Source organism: Planococcus sp. BI3 (assembly GCF_056680115.1).
The window spans coordinates 53,957-73,395 of record NZ_CM155266.1 but is presented as its reverse complement, the minus strand read 5'-3'; the positions used below and the strand labels follow the sequence as shown (position 1 = coordinate 73,395).

Annotated in this window: 16 protein-coding genes; 1 reads left to right on the top strand and 15 read right to left on the bottom strand. The window is 47.6% G+C overall.

Features of this window, described 5'->3' with window-relative positions; genetic code table 11:
- Positions 1-32: 32 nt before the first annotated feature.
- The 14 genes from AC1MEO_RS00340 to fadH all read right to left on the bottom strand — a co-directional run bounded on the left by AC1MEO_RS00340 (position 33) and on the right by fadH (position 17,640).
- Positions 33-2,606 (bottom strand): VWA domain-containing protein, encoded by a 2,574-nt coding sequence (locus AC1MEO_RS00340; protein WP_480333632.1) that lies wholly within the window; start codon positions 2,604-2,606, stop codon positions 33-35.
- Complete coding sequence (locus tag AC1MEO_RS00335; protein WP_480333630.1) at positions 2,587-4,320, bottom strand: vWA domain-containing protein; 1,734 nt, start codon at positions 4,318-4,320, stop codon at positions 2,587-2,589. Before AC1MEO_RS00335 ends, AC1MEO_RS00340 begins: the two co-directional genes overlap by 20 nt.
- A gap of 11 nt (positions 4,321-4,331) precedes the next feature.
- Positions 4,332-5,192: a DUF58 domain-containing protein gene (locus tag AC1MEO_RS00330; protein ID WP_480333628.1), complete on the bottom strand. Its 861-nt coding sequence runs from the start codon at positions 5,190-5,192 to the stop codon at positions 4,332-4,334.
- A complete protein-coding gene (locus AC1MEO_RS00325) occupies positions 5,189-6,181 on the bottom strand; it encodes an AAA family ATPase (protein ID WP_480333626.1) in 993 nt (330 codons plus the stop codon). Before AC1MEO_RS00325 ends, AC1MEO_RS00330 begins: the two co-directional genes overlap by 4 nt.
- 14 nt (positions 6,182-6,195) lie before the next feature.
- A complete protein-coding gene (locus tag AC1MEO_RS00320; RefSeq protein ID WP_480333624.1) occupies positions 6,196-7,605 on the bottom strand; it encodes a hypothetical protein in 1,410 nt (469 codons plus the stop codon).
- Positions 7,606-7,617: 12 nt separating this feature from the next.
- Complete coding sequence (locus AC1MEO_RS00315; RefSeq protein WP_480333622.1) at positions 7,618-8,460, bottom strand: ABC transporter permease; 843 nt, start codon at positions 8,458-8,460, stop codon at positions 7,618-7,620.
- Positions 8,457-9,392 (bottom strand): ABC transporter ATP-binding protein, encoded by a 936-nt coding sequence (locus AC1MEO_RS00310; RefSeq protein WP_480333620.1) that lies wholly within the window; start codon positions 9,390-9,392, stop codon positions 8,457-8,459. The genes AC1MEO_RS00315 and AC1MEO_RS00310 overlap by 4 nt, the downstream gene beginning before the upstream one ends.
- The gene (locus AC1MEO_RS00305; protein ID WP_480333618.1) at positions 9,389-11,746 is read right to left on the bottom strand and encodes a hypothetical protein; all 2,358 of its coding nucleotides are present in this window, start codon (positions 11,744-11,746) and stop codon (positions 9,389-9,391) included. The genes AC1MEO_RS00310 and AC1MEO_RS00305 overlap by 4 nt, the downstream gene beginning before the upstream one ends.
- Positions 11,747-11,880: 134 nt before the next feature.
- Positions 11,881-12,996: an N-acetyldiaminopimelate deacetylase gene (locus AC1MEO_RS00300; RefSeq protein WP_480333616.1), complete on the bottom strand. Its 1,116-nt coding sequence runs from the start codon at positions 12,994-12,996 to the stop codon at positions 11,881-11,883.
- A 12-nt stretch (positions 12,997-13,008) separates the two neighbouring features.
- On the bottom strand, positions 13,009-13,722 hold the full coding sequence (gene dapD, locus AC1MEO_RS00295) for a 2,3,4,5-tetrahydropyridine-2,6-dicarboxylate N-acetyltransferase (protein WP_480333614.1): 714 nt from the start codon (positions 13,720-13,722) through the stop codon (positions 13,009-13,011).
- 67 nt (positions 13,723-13,789) lie between these two features.
- Positions 13,790-14,617: a LysR family transcriptional regulator gene (locus tag AC1MEO_RS00290; RefSeq protein WP_480336147.1), complete on the bottom strand. Its 828-nt coding sequence runs from the start codon at positions 14,615-14,617 to the stop codon at positions 13,790-13,792.
- A 37-nt stretch (positions 14,618-14,654) separates the two neighbouring features.
- Positions 14,655-16,133 carry an MDR family MFS transporter gene (locus AC1MEO_RS00285; protein WP_480333612.1) on the bottom strand — a complete coding sequence of 493 codons (1,479 nt, stop codon included), beginning with the start codon at positions 16,131-16,133 and terminating at the stop codon, positions 14,655-14,657.
- A 192-nt stretch (positions 16,134-16,325) separates the two neighbouring features.
- The gene (gene cbpB, locus AC1MEO_RS00280) at positions 16,326-16,769 is read right to left on the bottom strand and encodes a cyclic-di-AMP-binding protein CbpB (protein ID WP_480333610.1); all 444 of its coding nucleotides are present in this window, start codon (positions 16,767-16,769) and stop codon (positions 16,326-16,328) included.
- A 103-nt stretch (positions 16,770-16,872) separates the two neighbouring features.
- Positions 16,873-17,640, bottom strand: a complete 768-nt coding sequence (fadH, locus tag AC1MEO_RS00275) for a 2,4-dienoyl-CoA reductase (RefSeq protein ID WP_480333608.1) — start codon at positions 17,638-17,640, stop codon at positions 16,873-16,875.
- Positions 17,641-17,933: 293 nt separating this feature from the next.
- Between fadH and AC1MEO_RS00270 the strand changes: the two genes are divergently transcribed.
- Positions 17,934-18,395 carry a YkyB family protein gene (locus AC1MEO_RS00270; RefSeq protein ID WP_480333606.1) on the top strand — a complete coding sequence of 154 codons (462 nt, stop codon included), beginning with the start codon at positions 17,934-17,936 and terminating at the stop codon, positions 18,393-18,395.
- Between the two features lie 43 nt (positions 18,396-18,438).
- On the opposite strand, the gene AC1MEO_RS00265 is transcribed toward AC1MEO_RS00270, so the two are convergent.
- Positions 18,439-19,299, bottom strand: a complete 861-nt coding sequence (locus AC1MEO_RS00265) for an NAD(P)-dependent oxidoreductase (protein ID WP_480333604.1) — start codon at positions 19,297-19,299, stop codon at positions 18,439-18,441.
- Between the last annotated feature and the right edge of the window lie 140 nt (positions 19,300-19,439).

Sequence of the window (19,439 nt, the reverse complement as noted above, 5' to 3'; positions counted from 1 at the left end):
ATAAAAAAATGCAAAATAAAAGCGAAAAAGAGTCAATCTCTCTTTTTCGCTTTTATTAATTGGTCGATTGCCGCTGGAGAAGAATCCTCTTCTTTTGCGGCTTTTCTTTTTAGCGCAGGTTTTGGAAGCCCAAAACGACGAAGCGTGATGTCTGTGAAGAACAAGACCATCGCGGTGAGCAGCAGGAACACTTGAATCGGACGAAGAGTCCCACTGGTAAACGGCATATCACGGAAAGCATCTTCCATGGCAGTCAGTACCTGTCCATCAGTCCGTTCAGCCAACGCTGTCAGCAAAGGCATGTTTGCTTCTGCGGTTTGATATTCGTCGCCATACGGAATCGTCAGGCCTGTTTTATAAGCCGCTCCGTTTTCATTGGTGACGCTGAAGAATACCAGGCCTGGCTGTGCGTCCATTTTCACATCCACTTTTCCGGGTGCAACCGGTTCTGTTTGCAGCGGAATTTCATTGCCTTGCTCGTCAACGGCCGCAACCGTCAAAATCGCGGAGCTTTGTGTAGGATCCTCAACTGTATAGACACCCTGTTCTTTACGCACCACTGAATACGGAATTTCTTCAAAGCTCGGCAATAATTCCGCTGCACTGCGGTTCCAAAAGTCAGGCCACTGCGGCCAGCTCTGGAAGTCCCCGCTCCATGCACCGCTTCCTGACGTATAGGCGATCGTTTTGCCAAGGCCATAATTCCAGCTGGCGAGTACGGGGTCGCCCTCTTCGCTTTCCAGCGCCACAGACGTTGTGCGTTTGGCGGTCGTGGCAATATAGGCATTGAGCTGCGGAACCCCGTCTGTAAACAGTTCATTCCATTTGCTGTCATAGACAAGGGGATAGAACGGTTCATCGACTATATACGTCCGCGACATCATAATGGTTTCGCGAGACAAGATGGCAGGGATTGTGGTGGCATCGGTGACATCGTAAAAACGGCCGCTGCCGGTATCCGCCAATTGCTCCAGCAGATTCCGGTCAGCATCCTGGCCAATTGACACCGTCGATAAAGTGATATTATTTTCCTTGCCATTTTCAATCAAGGCATCGTAATCATTGGCTGTAGCGGATTGGCCATCCGTCAACAGGATGATGTGCTTACGCTGCAGCTCCAAGTCTTCCAGTTCCATGTAAGCCTGCTGCAGCGAACGATAGATTTCGGTGCCGCCTCCTGGGGTAATCCCCAGGATCTTATCCACAGCTTCCTGCGGATCAGCGATTTTGGCAGTCGGCAAAATTTCCCATGGCTGATCGTCAAAGGCGATGACGCCCAAGGTATCGTCCGGACGCAGAAGTTCAACGGAACGAGCCGCCGCTTTTTTTGCGAGTTCCATCTTCATGCCCATCATGCTTCCTGAGCGGTCCATGACAATCATCAATCCAAGCGACGGCAATTCGTGCTTGCCTTTGACTTCCATTTCGACCGGCAACAGCCGTTCAATCGGCGTCTTAAAATAACCGCCCAGGCCGAAGCTTTGATCGCCGCCGACCATCATAAAGCCAACACCGAATTGCTGGACGGCCTGTTCGATGATATTCATCTGCTGTTCTCCAACCGATGTGCCGGAAACATTGTCAAAAATAATGGAATCGTAGCGAAGGATGGAAGACAAGCTGCTCGGCAATTGGGCCGAGGACAGTTCAGTAACCCGTAAGTTGTCTGTATCCAATAGAGCTGGAATTGGACTCGGTTCTCCCCCGTTAACCACCAGGACTTCCGGATTTCCGGAAACTTCTGTGATGCTGGCCAATGCATTGTTTTCGAGAAATGCATCTTCTACCGTCTCCAAGCGCACTTCGTATTTCAAAAGGCCTTCCGAGTTGGTAGGATAGGAATACGTGAAGATATTCTGTCCTTCTGACACGTCGATATCTTTTAGATCCAAATCCCGGTCATTGACGGAGAATACCAGCTTTGCCTGTGCTTCTGTATCTGAATCGACCGTTACAGAAAAGGCTTGAGTTTCACCCAAAAATGCACGCGATGGCGTTTCGAAACGGCTGATGGCCATATCATTTTCCGCAGTTTGCTCGATTGGCCAGACATCCACTTGCAGCCGGTCGGACTGGAGCCTGTTCAAACTTTCAATTGCCGAGGATTGGGTTTCATTGCCATCAGTAAGAATTACCAGCCGTGTTGCAAGGTCGGTGTCCCCGCTGTTTGAAGCCAGCTCTAACGCACGGGCGATGTTGGTGTGGCCATTTTGGCCGATTGCCAGTTCCTGCGGCAGAGTTTCCGGCTCTCTTGTCATCGGAAGCAGGCTTTGGAAATCCTCCGCAAAGGTATAGACAGCAACCGATTGATGGTCTTTTTTAGCATCTAAGGCATTTTCCACAGCAGTTGCCATCTCCGTTTCCATTCCTTCAAGAGAAGCAGAGTGGTCCAGCAGGAAAATGACCTGTTCTTCTTTTACAGGAAGGAACAGTGAAGGTGCAGCTAGTGCAAAAATCAACAAAGCGACGACAGTGATTCGCAGGATATAAACGATTTTTGCAATTTTGGAGCTTGCTGAAAAATGCTTGATAGCGAACCAGCCAAAATAGCTGACTGCAGGGATAAGCAATAACAGCCATAGCGGTTCATCGAGTCGCAATTCCACGGCGGTACACCTCCCATTCCACAGCAACCAGCAGCAGGATCAACCCAATGATAAATGGCACGAACGACAAAAGGACGGTATCCTGAGCAGCTTCTGCCTGCCCCATTTCATAGCTGGAGCCCGCTGAAAGCACCTTCTCTTCTCCCGGCAACCGGACAATCATGGACATGGCCTCATCTTCACCGATCACTTCATAGATTCCCGGCTCGGCAGGTGCGATAAATGGGCCGTTTCCTTCTATATACGAATGGCTGTAAGAGCCATCTTTGAAAATCTCCCATTCACCGCTCTCAGAAGCCAAAGATACAGATCGATGTTCATTCGGTTGGAAAAAACCGAGAAATTCTGCGTCACCTGATAAACTGTCCATCGCACTCCAGAGAAATAGTGGAAATGAAGGAAAAAGAGGCCAGTCAGTCAATTGAATATCTGTCAGCACAACGATGTCCCCTTTTGGAGAAATTTGAACAAAAGGATGGCCGTCAATCGATGCGATGGTTTCATACCCTTCAAAAGGCGGATACACCTGTGAAACATAGATTTCCTCCAAGGCAGCATAAGTGAAGAGCGGGTGCGCCTGCGTTTCAATTTGTCCGGATACGTCGAATGGAGTTTCATCATTGCGGCCAATCAATAAGACCGGTGCAGCCTCTTCCAACAATTCGCTTTGATTCGTGACAAGCGGCACCTTCGAATCGGGCCGCAATTGCCCGGCTTCTGCCAATAGAACATCCAGATCGAGCGAACGAAAACCGCTGGCAACCAATTCATGCAGCGCCGAGTCAACCAATACGGAGTTGCCCGGAGGAGCTAAATAACTGGCCATCGTGTTGTCGGCAGCGTAGTCATCCTGCACTTCTACAGTTGCCTGCCATAGCTTGTCATTTGGCAACTCTTCGAAAGGAACCAGCAACTCCTCAAAAGCTGCCAGTTCTACTGCCACCATTTTTTCCGCACTTCCTGCTGACAAACGCACAATGGCTGGCATCGTTTCTTCGCTGTTATTGACCAGTTGGACAATCCCCCGGACGCCGCCTGCTGTTTCTGAAAGGCCGAACTGCCGAATTGACACATTGCGCAGCGTTTCAGTAAAACCATGAACCTGGTAGCTTTGGCCGGTTTTACTGGCCAACACAGTACGATCCAATGCATCGGTGAAAATGTGGATGACTGTCGAGTCGCTGACCGCGAGAGTATCCGCAAACAAAATTGTCTGCTCCATTTCAGCCCTTTCATAGCTTACTGCCAATTCATCAATTGCTCTTTCGATCAACTCAAGGTCCTGCTCATTGCGGAGGAGCACTTCCGGACTGTTTCCGGTTGTGACGATCGTCACCGGTTTGCCCCCAGCTTGCGCTGCAAGATTCTTCATTTCCTGCTGATGCCCTTCAAAAAGAGAAGGGGAACCGGCCAGCATCGTCGCTGAGGTGTCCACCACAAAAATAAAGTCATTGCCCGCAAGCGTTTCCGACTCGCTGAATGGGCCAAGCAAGCCCAATACGCAAAGCAACAGCGCTGCCAATTGCAGATAGAACAATAAGTGATGCTGCAGTTTTTTCAAATACGGCGAAGCCTGCAGTTCTTTCATCCGTTCCTGCCAAAACAGCGTCGACGACACCCGCTGATCTTTGTATTTTTTTCTGAAGAAATAATAGAGGATCACGGCCAGCGGCATAATTGCTGTCCAGATCATTCCCCAATTCGATGCACCCATGCCGCTCCCCCTCATTTAATCCAATTTTTACGCGCCATCTGATGAAACAGCACCTGTTCGATTCCATCTTCCACACGTACGGGCAAATATGCAATTCCGTATGTTCGGCAAAGCGATTCCAGCCCTTTTGTGTGAAGCTCACTCTGTTTTTGATAAGCACGCAGCGCCTCTTCCGTAACCGTGACATTCAACACTTCCCGCGTTTCATCATCGATAAAACGAAGATCCCCTTTATAAGATGGCGCCCGCTCTTCCTCTGTGCTGATGTGGATAAAGCGGATATCATGCGCATAGGCGGGTGCCTGCCGGAAGAATAGGTGCCAATCTTCCAACGGTTCCAAGCCATCCGAAACGATGAACAGCACCGTAGAATCTTTTGCAGCATGAAAGCTTGCCTGCTTCGCAAACGACAGGTTTTGCGGATCCGGCACCGAAGACATAAAATGTTCGAACAGCTTTCTGGCCGACTTCCCTTTTTTGTGAAAAGGAATGGCTTCTTTTTGTCCGCCTGAAACCGTTAAGCGGTCATCGCTTCCCAAGACCATCAGCCCAAGCGAAAATGCCAGCTGTTTCGCGAACAGCCACTTGTTGTCCATCGATTTCGAGCTGTCGAGCAGGATATGGATGCGCATTTCCTGTTCATCCAGAAAGCGTTTGATGTAGACGCGCTCCGTTCTGGCGTAGACATTCCAATCGATATGGCGCACATCATCTCCCGGATGGTATTCGCGGAAATCGGAAAAATCCAAGGAACTGCCAAAACGCATCGACCGATGGGAACCTTTGTGATGGCCCCTGATTTTCGCTTTTGTTCCAATGGCGTAGCGGCTTAATCGCGAGCCCCAATCAGCGGGCAAGTGCAACAAAGTCATTTCAAAACGCCTTTTCCGGCTGAGCTGAGCACCAGGTCAATCAGCTCGTCCGCTTCCTTGCCCATCGCTTCAGCTTCGTAATTCAGCAACAGACGATGCCGCAATACCGGTTTTGCGACGTGCTTCAAATCACCGATGGATACATGGTAACGCCCTTCCATCAATGCCCGTGCCTTAGCAAGACGGATCAGACTCTGCAACCCGCGCGGTCCGCTGCCGTACTGCACAAACTGGCGGATAGCTTCGTGTTCTGAATGTTCCGGATGAGTATTTTGGATGATATCGACAGCCACCATCAAAATATCTTCCGCCATCAGGACTTCTTTGGCCATCTGCTGCGCATCGATCAGGCTGGCTGTATTCATTTTTTTGTTGAGGTTGATGATGCCTGCCCCCGTCGTCCGGCGGCTGATTTCGGCAAGTTCATTGCGGCTTGGATAGGAAACCAGGATTTTGCATAAAAAACGGTCCATCTGCGCTTCCGGCAAAGGATAGGTCCCTTCCATTTCTATCGGATTCTGTGTCGCTAAAACGAAAAATGGCTTGGCCATCTCTTTTGTGTCCCCAAGGATGGTCACTGTTTTTTCTCCCATCGCCTCAAGCAATGCACTTTGGGTTTTAGGCGTCGCCCGGTTGATTTCATCGGCAAGCACCATTTGATGGAAGATCGGCCCTTCCCGGAATGTAAATTGCTGGTGCCCTTCCGCATCCCGTTCGATCAAGCTGGTGCCAGTGATGTCTGAAGGCATCAGGTCAGGGGTAAACTGGATTCTTGAAAATGACAAATCGAGCACATCCGAAATGGTACGGATCAGCATCGTCTTACCGAGCCCTGGAAGCCCTTCAAGCAGCGCGTGGCCATCCGCCAAAATAGCGTACAAGGAAAACTCGACCGCATTTTCCTGTCCTACGATAAAGCGTCCAATTTCACCTTTGACTTCCCCAAGCAATTGGCTCATTTCCGTAAACTGATCAGTTGTATATGTCATAAAACCCCTCTTTTCTATTCATCGGCTTCAATATCCGTAAAGTATTGTTCTACAATGGTCTGCAGATCCGGCGGCAATTGCAGGCGATCGGCACTTGAGAAGTAAGAATCCGAATAGTCGCCTACCAAATCGGCATAGGGCTGCACGGTTCCTTTAGTTGCGGAAACTGGCCCACGCTGCTCTCCAGCTGCTTGGCCTTCACCAATTTCTCCTCTGTCGACTGCAGTTTCACCTTCACCACCGATTCGTGATGGGGCAGTCAACAACTCACGGCTGCCTTGCCCTTTGCCGGCTCCTCCACCCTGGCCTTGTCCTTGACCTTGACCTTGGCCCTGTCCCTGCCCTTGTCCTTGTCCTTGTCCTTGTCCTTGCCCTTGTCCTTGTCCTTGTCCTTGCCCTTGTCCTTGTCCTTGTCCTTGTTCTTGGCTCTGACTATTCCCTGAACCATCCTCTGAACTTCCAGCTTCTTCTGCATCTGCTTCGCTTGATGGTTGTCCACTGGCACCGGAACTGGCAGTTTCACCTTCTGAATCCGAAGATTCACCATCAGCAGAACCACTCGGATTTTCCTGGCTGGATTGCTCACGGTTGGCAATGGTCTGCTGCAGCGGAAATGCCACAGGTTTCCCCATATTGCTTAAAGCCGTTTGCGTTTTCCCAGCTTGTTCAGCTAGTTGGTCAGAAGCTTTTCCGAGGTCTTTCGAGGTGGTTTCAGAATCCGGGTTGTTTTTTTCTGCCAGTTGCCGTTTTTTTAAATCCAGTTCTTTTTGTTTTTTTACAATGTCTTTCAAAACCGCTTCTGGATCTTCTTTTTCTTCAATCGTTTCTTTTAATGCGTTCAATTCTTTTTTGGCTTCTTCCGTTTCTGCCCGTTTTTCCATTTCATCAACTTCTTTTTTGATGTCTTCCACCAATTCCATCTCTTTTTCGGCATCATTTGCCTGATTCTGTAAATTGCTTGGAAACACCAAAAGCACAAGCAGCAAGGTACCGCTGATCACTGCGCCGAATAGCCACTTAGGCCGCAGCCATTCTTTACGTTCTTTCCGGAACAGCCGGTAGCTGTACGGAATGATTTGTACGGTTTTACTGGTCAATTCCTCTGTCAGAGCGTTTTTCTCGTCCAGCTTCCATACTGCCAAAAGCTGATTATGGGGCGTAAAGCGGTCCAGCTCCTGCACCGCCTGCCGGGTTGTCGGCAAGTCTTTGATGGACAATAAAAGCCAGGATAGTACAGCCGCAAATCCTGCAGCATATGCATAAAATTCATAATAAGGAAGCATGAACAATCGCGATATCAATAATAAAGCCGTGGCTGAAACCAACCCTGCAAACAAAGCGAACTGAAAACTGCGGCTGAAATGAAGCATTTTCAACAGTCGTCCTGTCTTTCTGACATACTTGGTAATATCGCGATTATCCATGGAGATCCCTCCTTATTTGTATTTATTCATATTGACGCGCAGCCGTTTGACTGACAGGAAAATACAGGCAGCTGACAGGAACATATAGAAGATGGTGTAACCGATCCATAATGGTATCGGAACCATCGTCAGGCTTTGCAGCTGCTCTTCCATCGGCGGCTGCAGCAAGGTCAGCATGACGGCCGGCGGATTGATGGTTGCCCAAAAATGCGCGATCGGCGACATGGACGGCGCAGCAGTTCCCATTTGTGATATCTGAACCGAAATCAACAGGAAAAATGCGGTGACACCTGTGATAAAAATCATCGCTCCATAAGTGGCAATGATGGCGACGATGGTTTTCCGGATCAAGGTGGATAACATTACGCCAATACTGGCAATTGCCAGCAAGGTCAGTAAATAAAACAGGAAAATGTAAAGCAATTGGCTGGGTGAAACTCCTCCATATAAGAATACCAGACTGTATATGGGCAGCCCGGAAACAATCATCAAGAGCAGAAAAGCAATGGATGACGTCATTTTCCCAAAAATGATCTGGAAAGAAGTCTGGGAAGTCGTCAATAAAATATTCAAGGTCTGTTTTTCACGTTCAGAGCTGATGGTCCCTGCCGTCAATGCCGGAGTGATGAAAAGAATCAAACCTAATTGAATATAAGTCATGATGCTGAACAGCATAAAACTCTCATCTGGACGGAAAAACCCACTGCCAGTCAAAGAAGTGGCCAAAAAAATGAATCCAAAAACAAAGATGCTCATTGCAATCAAATAGAAAAGAATTCCTGTAAAACTTTTCAGGTTACGGAACCGCAGTTTAAGTTCTTTGATCAGTACGGGATTGGCAAAAAGGGTTTTCATCCTATTTCCACCCCTTTTGTGATTGCCATGAAGACATCTTCCAAATCCGTCTCTTCTTCTGAAAATGACAGGATCGGCAGTTTTTGGTCTATTGCCCTCTGCAGCAGCCGTAATTGATCGTCTTCAGTACCCCGATAGAAAAACTGAATGATGTTTTTATCTTGCTGTTCTTCAATCTGTGAGACAAAAGGATCCATTTCAAAAAATGGAACCACAGAACGCGTATCTCCCATCACTTTAACCCGAATCACTTTCTCACTTTGCAGCTGGGCTTGAATCGCCTGCACAGAACCTTGGGCAATCAACTTCCCATTATCGATGACGCCGATGCTATCACACATTTCAGCAAGCTCCGGCAAAATATGGGAAGAAATCAAAATGGTTTTGCCCATCGCTTTCAATTCCCTTAAGATATCCCGCATTTCTACGCGGGCACGCGGGTCAAGTCCGGAAGCCGGCTCATCCAGGATCAGGATTTTCGGATCATGGATCAAGGCCCGAGCCAAACATAGCCGCTGCTTCATTCCACGCGACAGCAGATCGACATAGTCATAGCGTTTATGCTCCAGGTTGACCAATTCCAGAAGTTTCGGAATCAGCACAGCCCGTTCTTTCGGCTTGATGCCATAACTGGCTCCATAAAAATCCAAATATTCATCAGTCTTCAATTGATCATAGACACCAAAGAAATCTGGCATATAGCCGATTTGTTTGCGTACCTCCTGCGGGTTTTTGGTGACACTGATGCCATTGATGAATGCATCCCCTGCGGTTGGCTGAAGAAGCGTTGCCAGAATTGAAAAGGTCGTTGATTTCCCTGCGCCATTCGCTCCGACAAAGCCGAAAACAGTGCTGTCTTCCACAACCAGGTTCAAATCCTGAAGTGCATAAAAAGAACCGTACTTTTTGGTTAATCCGACTGTCTCAATCACGGGGCAATCACTCCTTTCAATTTGACTTTCGGTACAACAACTTCCGGATTCCCTGAACTATCGGACATTTTCAGTTTCAGCTGGATGGCACCTTCAGGATTCAGGTAATTTTTTGCGTTGTCGGTGAATTTCTGGTTGGATTGCGTGATTTCTTCGTAGTCTCCACTTTCAAGATTCAAGATGCTGACTGCCAGATTTTGACCTGCAGTGGCAACCGATAATTCTTCCCATGAAGCTTTATTCAGTTCAATATCCTCTGGCAGCGTATAGGTCATGTCATATTCCCCTATTTCCATGTAATACAGATAAGGATCGTTGGACACATTATCAAAATATGCGCCGTTGCTGGCTCCGACCAAGCCCATACTAAAGGCATCAGCATTTAAAGAGATATTTCCACTCAGAGACAATTCGGGTTTGAAGCTTTGTGCGATCAAATGGACGGATTCTACAGAAGCCCGTTGATTTTCAAGGGTGATTGGAACGATAGCATCTTTCGTATAAGCAATCACATAAGGAGTCTTGCCACTTTGTGAAATTTGCTCATAGGAAGTTGAAAGCAGTGTCTGACGGCGTGCTTTATCCAGTTCTTCCAAATCGGAAATCGGCTGGTAACCGTAAGATTGGCCGATTGCGGCGGCAGGCGGCAGAATATCCGCCTGGACCTTTTCATCAACCGCTAATTCTTCTCCCGGATTCAAACTTCCCATATCCAAAAGGCGTGTCCCCGACCAAATTGAAACATCTTCGACCGCAAACGGAAAGTTATTCCGGATGGTGCCTGTGATTTTTTCCTCAGCTACTTCTAAATCTATGCTGAAGTTTCCGCTGTCTTCAATATATGTCTGCCCCATGATGGATTCAACCGACCAATAGCGCATGTCACGCAAGGTCATCTGATTGCCAGCAGCCCCTTTTTCCATCATTGCGGAAAGGTAAGGCTGCGTCTCTGAAAATTCATTGGCCATGCGGTAGGTCATAGTGGTGGAAGCAGGCGCAGAAAACTGATAATCACCGCCGCGGTTCGACAGCAATGTATTGACGTAATAGCCTTTTAATCCCTTATCTGCATCTACTTCAAAAAAACCGGTCTGCTGGATTTGCGGATTGCCGATCCGGTCTTTCGCGCCAAAAGCGAATAATCCGACCGAGGTCAGCAAAGCGACTGCCGGGATGATGAACCAGGCATATTCCCGCTTATCCTTTTTCTTCAGCACGATATAAAGAACCGGGACAATCAACAGGATATATAGAAAAACGATGGCAAGGATGAAAGGCTTTGAGACTTGGAAGCTTTCGAATAACTCGTTGACTTCACCGACTTCATAGGCCATATTATCAAGAACTGATTGGCCCCCCATCTGATTATTATAGGCCATGGGAGCAGGGAAAAATTTTGACAGCATCTGGTTATAGCCTTTTTGTCCGGAAACGTTTTCATCTCCAAGAGAAAAGCTCATTTGCGTCAAACTTCCGGAACCGACCGGCTGCGTTGCGGCCAGTACCTGCTCACCACTTTCCAGTCTGGTTTCTGCATCTTCTTTTGCTGTTGCCTGATAAGCCGGAACTGGTTTTTCAAGTCCAGGTACAGACACTTCAATTGGGTCAGCCAATTCCAACGGCAGGTATTCGCTCAAATTCCCCAGTTCGGCTTCCATATTCCCTGATGAACCCGTGATAATATGGCCGCCCTGCTGAACCCATTGCAATACTGCCTGTTGGGTCAACTCCGGCAAATCACTATAGGCAAACTCGTCAATGACCAGGAAATCGATCATGTCCCAAGCCTGCGCTTCAGTCGGCAAGGTGAACCCCTTCAATTGATTGAGGTGGAACACTTCCACCCCTTCACTTGCCGGGACAGTGATCTGCTTCAGCGGCAACAGCCGATCTTGGTTATCCGTCAGGCTGGCGACAAACAAGGTCATCGGCGTGTAATAGGAAGGCTGAATCGTTTTTGATCCTTTAAACGCGATGGATTCCCCTTCTTCCCAGCCCCCCTCGAACAGGAAGATGCTTTGGTCATTGGGTCCTCCTGTATAATACATATCCGATAAACCCGAAGAAGCAATCTGCAGTGTCTTGCTCTCGCCTTCAGCGAGCTCGATCGGCATCGCCAAACCGGCGCCCAGGCTATAGGTTTCTGAATAGCTCAGCACCAGATCCCCCGAGAATGCTGAGCCCTGATTGGTTACCGTAAATTGCAGCGGCAACCCTTTTTCATACTTCACCTTATTTTGAAAACCGGCACTGGAATCCACGGTGATTTGCGGCGCCGCCAGCGATACCTGCGGCACGATAAATAAACTGATAAGCAATGCAAAAGCAAAAAATGCCAGCAAGCGTTTATGCATGATGATCCCCCTTTTACTCGTCTCTTTATTAGTACGCTGGGAAAGTAAAATAGTTCCATCTTCTTACAAGAAATGCCCAGAGAAGTTTCTTAATTTTACAGAAAAAAAGAACGGGCAGCATAAGCTGTCCGTTCCTATAATTCAGAAAAGAATCCGTGGATAAAGTCCGGCATAAGATCCAGAATTTTTTCATCCGGATCCAGTTTCGCATGATGCAATCCGTAAGGGGAAGAAACCCCTGCCCAGAACATCAATCCCGGCAGCTGCTCCGTGAAATACCCGAAATCTTCGCCTGTCATGGCAGCTTCACTACGAATCGCGTTTATCCCTTCAGCACCGCTGGCATATTGAAGGAACTTTTCCGCCAACGCTTCATCATTATTGACTTCCAGATAACTGGAGCCATAATCGATGCTGACCTTGCAGTTATTGGCTTCCTCGACTGCTCGGCAGATTGCTTCGATCCGCTGCTTCATGTGAATCATGGATGCACTATTTAAAGTGCGGATCGTGCCTTCCAGCCGTGCATGTTCAGCGATGATATTCTGCACCGTTCCGGCACTCATCTTGCCGACTGTCAGCACAGCCGAGTCCATCGGATTGACATTGCGGCTGACAATGGTCTGCAGTTGGATCAATAAAGAAGCAGCTGCAACGGCCATGTCTTCCGTCAAATGCGGATAAGCTGCATGGCCGCCTTTGCCGTGGAGGTCGATAAACAGTTCCGACGTATTGGCGAACAGCAGGCCAGGCCGGGTGCCGATTGTACCAACCGGAAGCTCAGGTGCAATATGCAGCGCACAAATCACATCCGGCAGAAAATCCGGTTTGTCATTTTTCAGCCATTCCCGAAAAGGCAATGCCCCTCCTGGACCTTCTTCAGCAGGCTGGAATAAAATCACGGCATCATCCTTGATCGGTTTGTCAATCAGCTTTTCAAGCAACCCGAGTGCCACCGCCATATGGATATCATGCCCACAGGCATGCATATATCCGGGATGGGTCGACTTGAATTCGAAACCGGTCTCTTCAGTGATCGGCAATGCATCAATGTCCGTACGCCAACCAATCCGTTTCGATGGATTCTTGCCACTGACTTTAACCGCGATGCCGGTACGCCATTCCACCACTTCCAGCCGCTCTTGAGGCAACCGGGAAATGGCTGCCAATAGATAGGCCTGTGTTTTGGCTTCCTGAAAACCAATTTCCGGAATTTGATGCAGCTCTCTCCTGATTTTCACTAATTCCATTGGCTTCACCGATTACAGCTGTCTTAGTTCTTGTTTGATTTCTGTTTTTGAACGTGTTTTCGCATCCATCAATTTCAGTACGCGTGCTGGAGTTCCACCCACTACCGAGTTTTCAGGAACGTCTTCAATCACAATAGCGCCTGCAGCGACTACTGCTCCTTTGCCGATGCGGACACCTTCAAGAACTACGGCATTTGCACCGATCATTACATTGTCTTCAACGATAACAGGAGTGGCTGATGCTGGCTCGATTACGCCTGCAAGTACAGCACCGGCACCGATATGGCAGTTTTTCCCGACAGTTGCACGGCCGCCCATGATAACGCCCATATCGATCATTGTTCCGTCACCGATAACAGAGCCGATATTGATGACAGCACCCATCATGATGATGCAGTTATTGCCGATTTCAACATTTTCACGGATAAATGCACCGGGTTCGATGCGGCTGTTGATATTTTTCATATCCAATAACGGAATCGCTGAATTTCTGCGGTCATTTTCCACCACTGAATCTTCAATGACAGAAGCATTGGCTTCCAACGCTTTTTGGATGTCTGTCCATTCGCCGAACACAGTCACTGAACTGCCTTCTCCGAATACTTTTGAATCCGTGCCGTAATCCAAATCAGCAACGCCTTGTCCTTTTATGTATGCTTTTACGGGTGTAGCTTTTTTAGCATTTTGTATGTACGAGATTATTTCGTTTGCATCCATCTGTTTCATCAATAAAACCTCTTTCCATTAAGTGATGTTGTTATTATATCTGATATCGCATAAAAATTCACCCGCTTCACCTTAATAAAGCGGCATGTTTTTTGACTATATCGACAAATGCCTCTACTTGGCGCAACTGAAAAGCTGATTCGTAGCCGATGAGCCATGTATCACGTGTCAATTCCAACTCTTCTTTGTTGTTCGTCAACGGCATCATATGAACATCTTCTGTACCCGTCAGCGTAATTGATGGCAGGATAGCATAGCCGATGCCATTAACGGCCATCTGCTTGCAAGTTTCGATCTGATCGACCGTAATTTGCCTTTTGGGATTAGAAGCAAAATGTTTTTGCCACCATTGCTGAATTTCCTCGTAATAAGTCGAGTCACTTTTAAACTGGATAAATGGCCGCTCTGTCTGAAGAAGCTCTTCAAGTGACCGTATCTCCTTGTCCACCAAATACAATGTATCTTTGAATAGATGGATTTTCGGCCCTTTCCAGTCCGTATGGCCGCGGACAATTCCGATATGGGCTTCGCCATCGTATAGTGAGCGGACAATTTCTGAGCTCCAGCCTGTAATCAATTGAATTTTCGCTTCTGGATAAAGTGTCACAAAATCCTTCAGCACTTTTGGCAGCCAGTTTTGGCCGACAATCGTCGCACACGCGATCTTTAGGGTGCCATGCACTTTGGAAGTCAAAGTATGCAATACTTCGAACACTTCTTCTTTTCGCAGAATGGTTTCATTGGCGTATTGAATGACCAGTTCTCCCGCGGGCGTCGGAGACAGCCCTTTTTGCGAACGGATGAACAATTGCTGCCCCCAATCCTTTTCAATGGTCTGAAGGCGCTGGGAAAGAGCCGGCTGCGATAAAAACAGGCGCTCTGCCGCTTTTCTCATATTCCCTTCTTCTGCCAGTACTTTAATGATCAGTTCTTCATTTGACACTGCTCTTCACTCCTTTTTGTCCGCGCAGCCCAAGGATCAGGATAAAGCTGAGGAGCGCGAAAAATGCAGTCACCAGATAAACATTCTGAAGCGCCCCGGCCAATGCATGCTGCAAAGAGCCAAGTGCTTCAGCAGAAATGCCGGCGCGGCTGTCCACGCTCAATAGATCATTGATAGAGCTTAAGGAATAGTCCTCGCCATTGGCGGCGAAGGTCCGAAGCAATGAACTGTTCAGGATACTGCCAAGCAAAGCCACACCGATCGTGCTGCCCAGATTTCGCATGAACATATTCGAAGCGGTGGCCGACCCACGCAGTTCGTAAGAAACAGACGCTTGGATCGTGACGATAAAAGCAGTGCTGGTCAATCCCATACCAACACCGATAAAAAAGCTCGACATGGCTGCCCATAAAGGACCGAAACCAGGCTGCATCAAAACAAATAACAAGCTTCCTATTATCAAAAAAGATCCACCAGCCAAAGAGGTTTTGAAGTAACCGATCTTCAGCAAGAGCCTTCCGGAGAAAAAAGCAGCCAAAGGCCAGCCGATCGACATGGCAGTCAACGTAAAGCCGGCAATGGCGGCAGGCTGTTCCATCACGCCTGTCACATAAGTGGGCAAGTAGCTGGAGATGCTGATCAAAATGACGCCGGTTGCCAAGGAAACCAGATTGGCATAGAGAATGGTCTTGTTGCGCCAAATTTCAAAAGGCATCATCGGATCGACGGCTTTCTTCTCAACCCATATGAACAGCACAAAAAACAGCAGGCTGGCTGCCAGTAAAATCATGGACGGCCTGGACAGCCATTCAAACGATACGCCACCTTCCACCAACAGATACAGCATGGTCGATAAGGCGGCTGTCAATAAGGCAGCCCCTTTATAATCAATCACCGGTTTTTTTGTATTCACCGGCTCTTTCAAAAATAGCAAGACGCCAAGCAACGAAACGATTCCCAAAGGCAAGTTCAGCCAGAATACATATTCCCAGCCAATCGTCACAACCAGGACGCCGCCGATTGCGGGTCCTGTGACAGCTGAAATTCCCCAGACACTTGATAGATAGCCCTGGATTTTCGCTCGTTCCTCTCTGGAATAGATGTCTCCAACAATCGTTGTCGCAATCGGCATGACGGCACCCGCACCCATTCCCTGGACAAACCGGTAGAAAATCAGTTCGTCGATTGAATTGGCAAAACCGCACAAAAGAGAACCTAGCAAAAACAGCAGCATGCCAATGGTAAAGATGCGCTTGCGCCCGAATATATCGGATAATTTCCCGTAAAGTAAAACCGTCACCGTACTCATCAGCAAATAAGCTGAAAATACCCAACTATATTTTGAAAACCCGCCCAGCTCAGCAGCAATGCTTGGCATGGCCGTTGATACGATGGTCGCTTCGACGGCACTGACGAACATCGCCAGCATGACAGAAATCAATACCAGCGGCCTTTTTGTTTTATCCATTGAACAAACCTCTTTTCAGACGGCAATAAAAAGCGAAAGCGCCCTTGCAGATTTGCCGGGCCTAGCCAGAACGGCTTATGCCCGGCAAATCTGGGCGCTGAAATTTGGATCATCTATGTAGAGCAGAAATTTCATGCTTTCTTCAGCATAAAAAAGGCCTCTAGGACGAGACCTTCTCCGCTATTGCCTTGTTTATCTTTTTAGTTGATAGATTTGTTTTTTTAGTTGCTTCAGTACAACACGCCTGGTCAAAATCCCCATGAACATTTCATCGTCGTCTATGACGCAAAGGAAATTTTGGTTGATGACCATATCCAGCGCTTTTTGAAAACGTTCGTTGATGTGGATCAAAGGCAAATCTTTTTCCATGATATCTTCCACGCGGATATCAGAAAGCCGTTCGTATTCTATATGATCCATTCCAAGAATTGCATCAGTAATCCGCTGCGCATTGATCAAGCCGCAAAATCGATATTTCGAATCCAATACCGGGATTGCTGAATAGCCCGTCTTCGTCAGTACGAGCAATGCATGTTCAGCACTGTTGCCCATCTGAACATGTGCAACTTTTTCGGAAGAAATGATATAGTCTTCGATTGGTGTATCAAGAAAATCTCTGCTTGGTAATGAAATCATGTACTCTACTCCTTTTGCATCGCCTGTATTAGATGCCATCATTTCAGATTTCATCATAACACATCAAGATTCTTGAAACTATTTAATTGCTGCGGAAAATGACTTAAAAAGGAAATTTATTCAGCCATTGGCCGCCGTCCAAAGTAACGATTTCTCCGTTCATATAGGAGGCTTTTTCCGACATAATGAAGGCTGCAAGCTCTGCCACTTCCTCGGGCTTACCTAGTCTGCCAAGAGGAATCGACTCCAAGGTCCGCTTCGCTGCTTTCTCGGATTCCCAAAGCTTATCAGCTCCGCCCGTCCGCTCGATTGGCCCAGGCGCAATGCCGTTGACCCGGATGCCAAATTGCGTCCCCCATTCGACAGCGAGCGTCCGCGTCAATGACATGACGCCTGCTTTGGCTGCCGCCGAGTGTGCAACACCCGCTCCTGCATTCCACGCATACGTGGCAAGCATATTCAGGATATTGCCTTTTGTACCGTTCTCAATCCAATAATTGCCGACTGCATGAGAACAGAAGAAAGTGCCGTTCAAGACAATGTCGATCACTGATTTCCAGCCATTCGGCGATAATTTTTCCGCATGGACGATAAAGTTTCCAGCCGCATTGTTAACGAGCCCGTCCACTCTGCCAAACTTATCGTGGGCAAACTTCACCATCGCTTTGGCATGTTCAGGTTCCCGCACATCCATTTGGAATACTTCGACAGAACCTCGTTCTCCTGCAATCGCTTTCACAGCTTCGTTCAGTTTTTCCATATCACGTCCGGTGATGACAACATTGGCCCCTTCGGAAGCGAATTTTTTAGCCATGTGAAGCCCCATTCCGCTTGAGCCACCTGTAACAATAATCGTTTGATCCGTAAACATACCAACATCCCCTTTGAGTTAGACTATCTATTGCAAATCCAAAATTTTCGCCTGCCGATATTCCACGGGGCAATTTTTTGCTGCCCATCCGTTCAAGGCAAGCTGCCCCAGCGTCCATCGGCCTGGTGAAGCGGTGTGTAAAAGGACGTTCCTTTCGTTCACCTTAACTAATAGAGTTCTACAAAGCCGTTGATTTCCCCTTTTATTGCATGTGCCCTTCAGTATACAGTACCGGTAAATTTTGATATGATGAAGTCGAACTACGCACAATCTTGTATGAAAGGAATGAGTCTATGTCAGCTTCTAAATCAGATTCAGATATCGCGCAAGCTATTTTCACGGTTAACCGGCACGCAAAAACTGCTCCCGACAATCATTATTTGTATGCACTGAAAAAACAGGCATTAACTATGATGATCGACCAGCAGCGCGCAGAAAAAATCGGTTTGCACTTCAGTAAAAACCCTCAGAAAAGTCAACAACAATCTTCAGTCCTCGTAAAATGCGGCAATTACTATTTTCATATGCTTCCCAAAAAAGAAGATTTCTCTTCTCTTGAACATTTAGGTCATCTGGATGACACGTACCGTAACCCTCCGAGCCGGATGAACTTGAAAGGGGCGAAAGAAATTTTACGGACTCTTACTGGATTGGAACCGCAGAAAAAAGAAGCCGCAGCTTCTCATTTCACCAAATCCTATCAGCCAAGGCAAGTTGACCGGTTTTATTCGCCTAAAAAATCTTATTTTGATTGATGTTGATCTTTAGCCGGAAACCTTTACAGGTTTCCGGCTTTTCTTATGCCTCATAATGCCGGATTAACGTTTGTGTGCCCTTATCTTCATACCCCTGAGCCGCCAATTCTTCATACATGCTCAATGACAATTGAAGACCCGGCAACTGCAATCCCCAGCTCTCAGCTTCTTCGGCTGCAATTTTCATATCTTTGATGAAATGCTTGATGTAAAAGCCTGGACGAAAATCTTCGTTGATCATTTTTGGCGCCAAATTTGACAATGACCATGAACCGGCCGCCCCCGTAGAAATAGAACGAAGGACACGCTCTGGATCAAGACCTGCTTTTTTTGCGTAGATGAGTGATTCACAGACGCCGACCATCGTGCTGGCAATGGTGATTTGATTGCACATTTTGGTATGCTGGCCTGAACCCGCCGGACCTTGAAAGACGATATTTTCACCAAACAGATCCAGTATGGAAGAGATTTTCTTGAACACATCTTTTTCTCCGCCAACCATAATGGATAAGACGCCGTTTTTAGCCCCGATATCCCCACCGGATACCGGTGCATCCAATGCATGAAGCCCTTTTTCAGCCGCAGCTTCAAAAATCCGTTGTGCCAAATGAGGTTTTGAAGTCGTCATGTCCACCAGTACAGCACCTGATTTTGCATGCTCGATGATGCCGTTCGCTCCAAAATAGACTTCTTCAACATCAGAAGGATAACCGACCATGGTGAAAATGATTTCACTGCTTTCAGCTACCTGTTGAGGCGAAGCCACCAGTACCGCACCCGCTTCAACCAAGTTCTCCGCTTTTTTGGCCGTCCGCGTGTAAATAGAGACTTCGTGTTCGTGGTCCAGTAAATGTTTGACCAGGCTATTGCCCATGACTCCCGTTCCAATAAATCCGAGCTTCATATGTAGTTCCTCCTTTTGTATATATCTTCAGTTTAGCAAAAATCTTCAGGATATTCACTTCTGTGAGATGAACTGCTGATTTTCACTGTCGCTATTTCACAACGCAACTCCGCTTTCGGGTCCGTGAGCTGGGTGGAGCA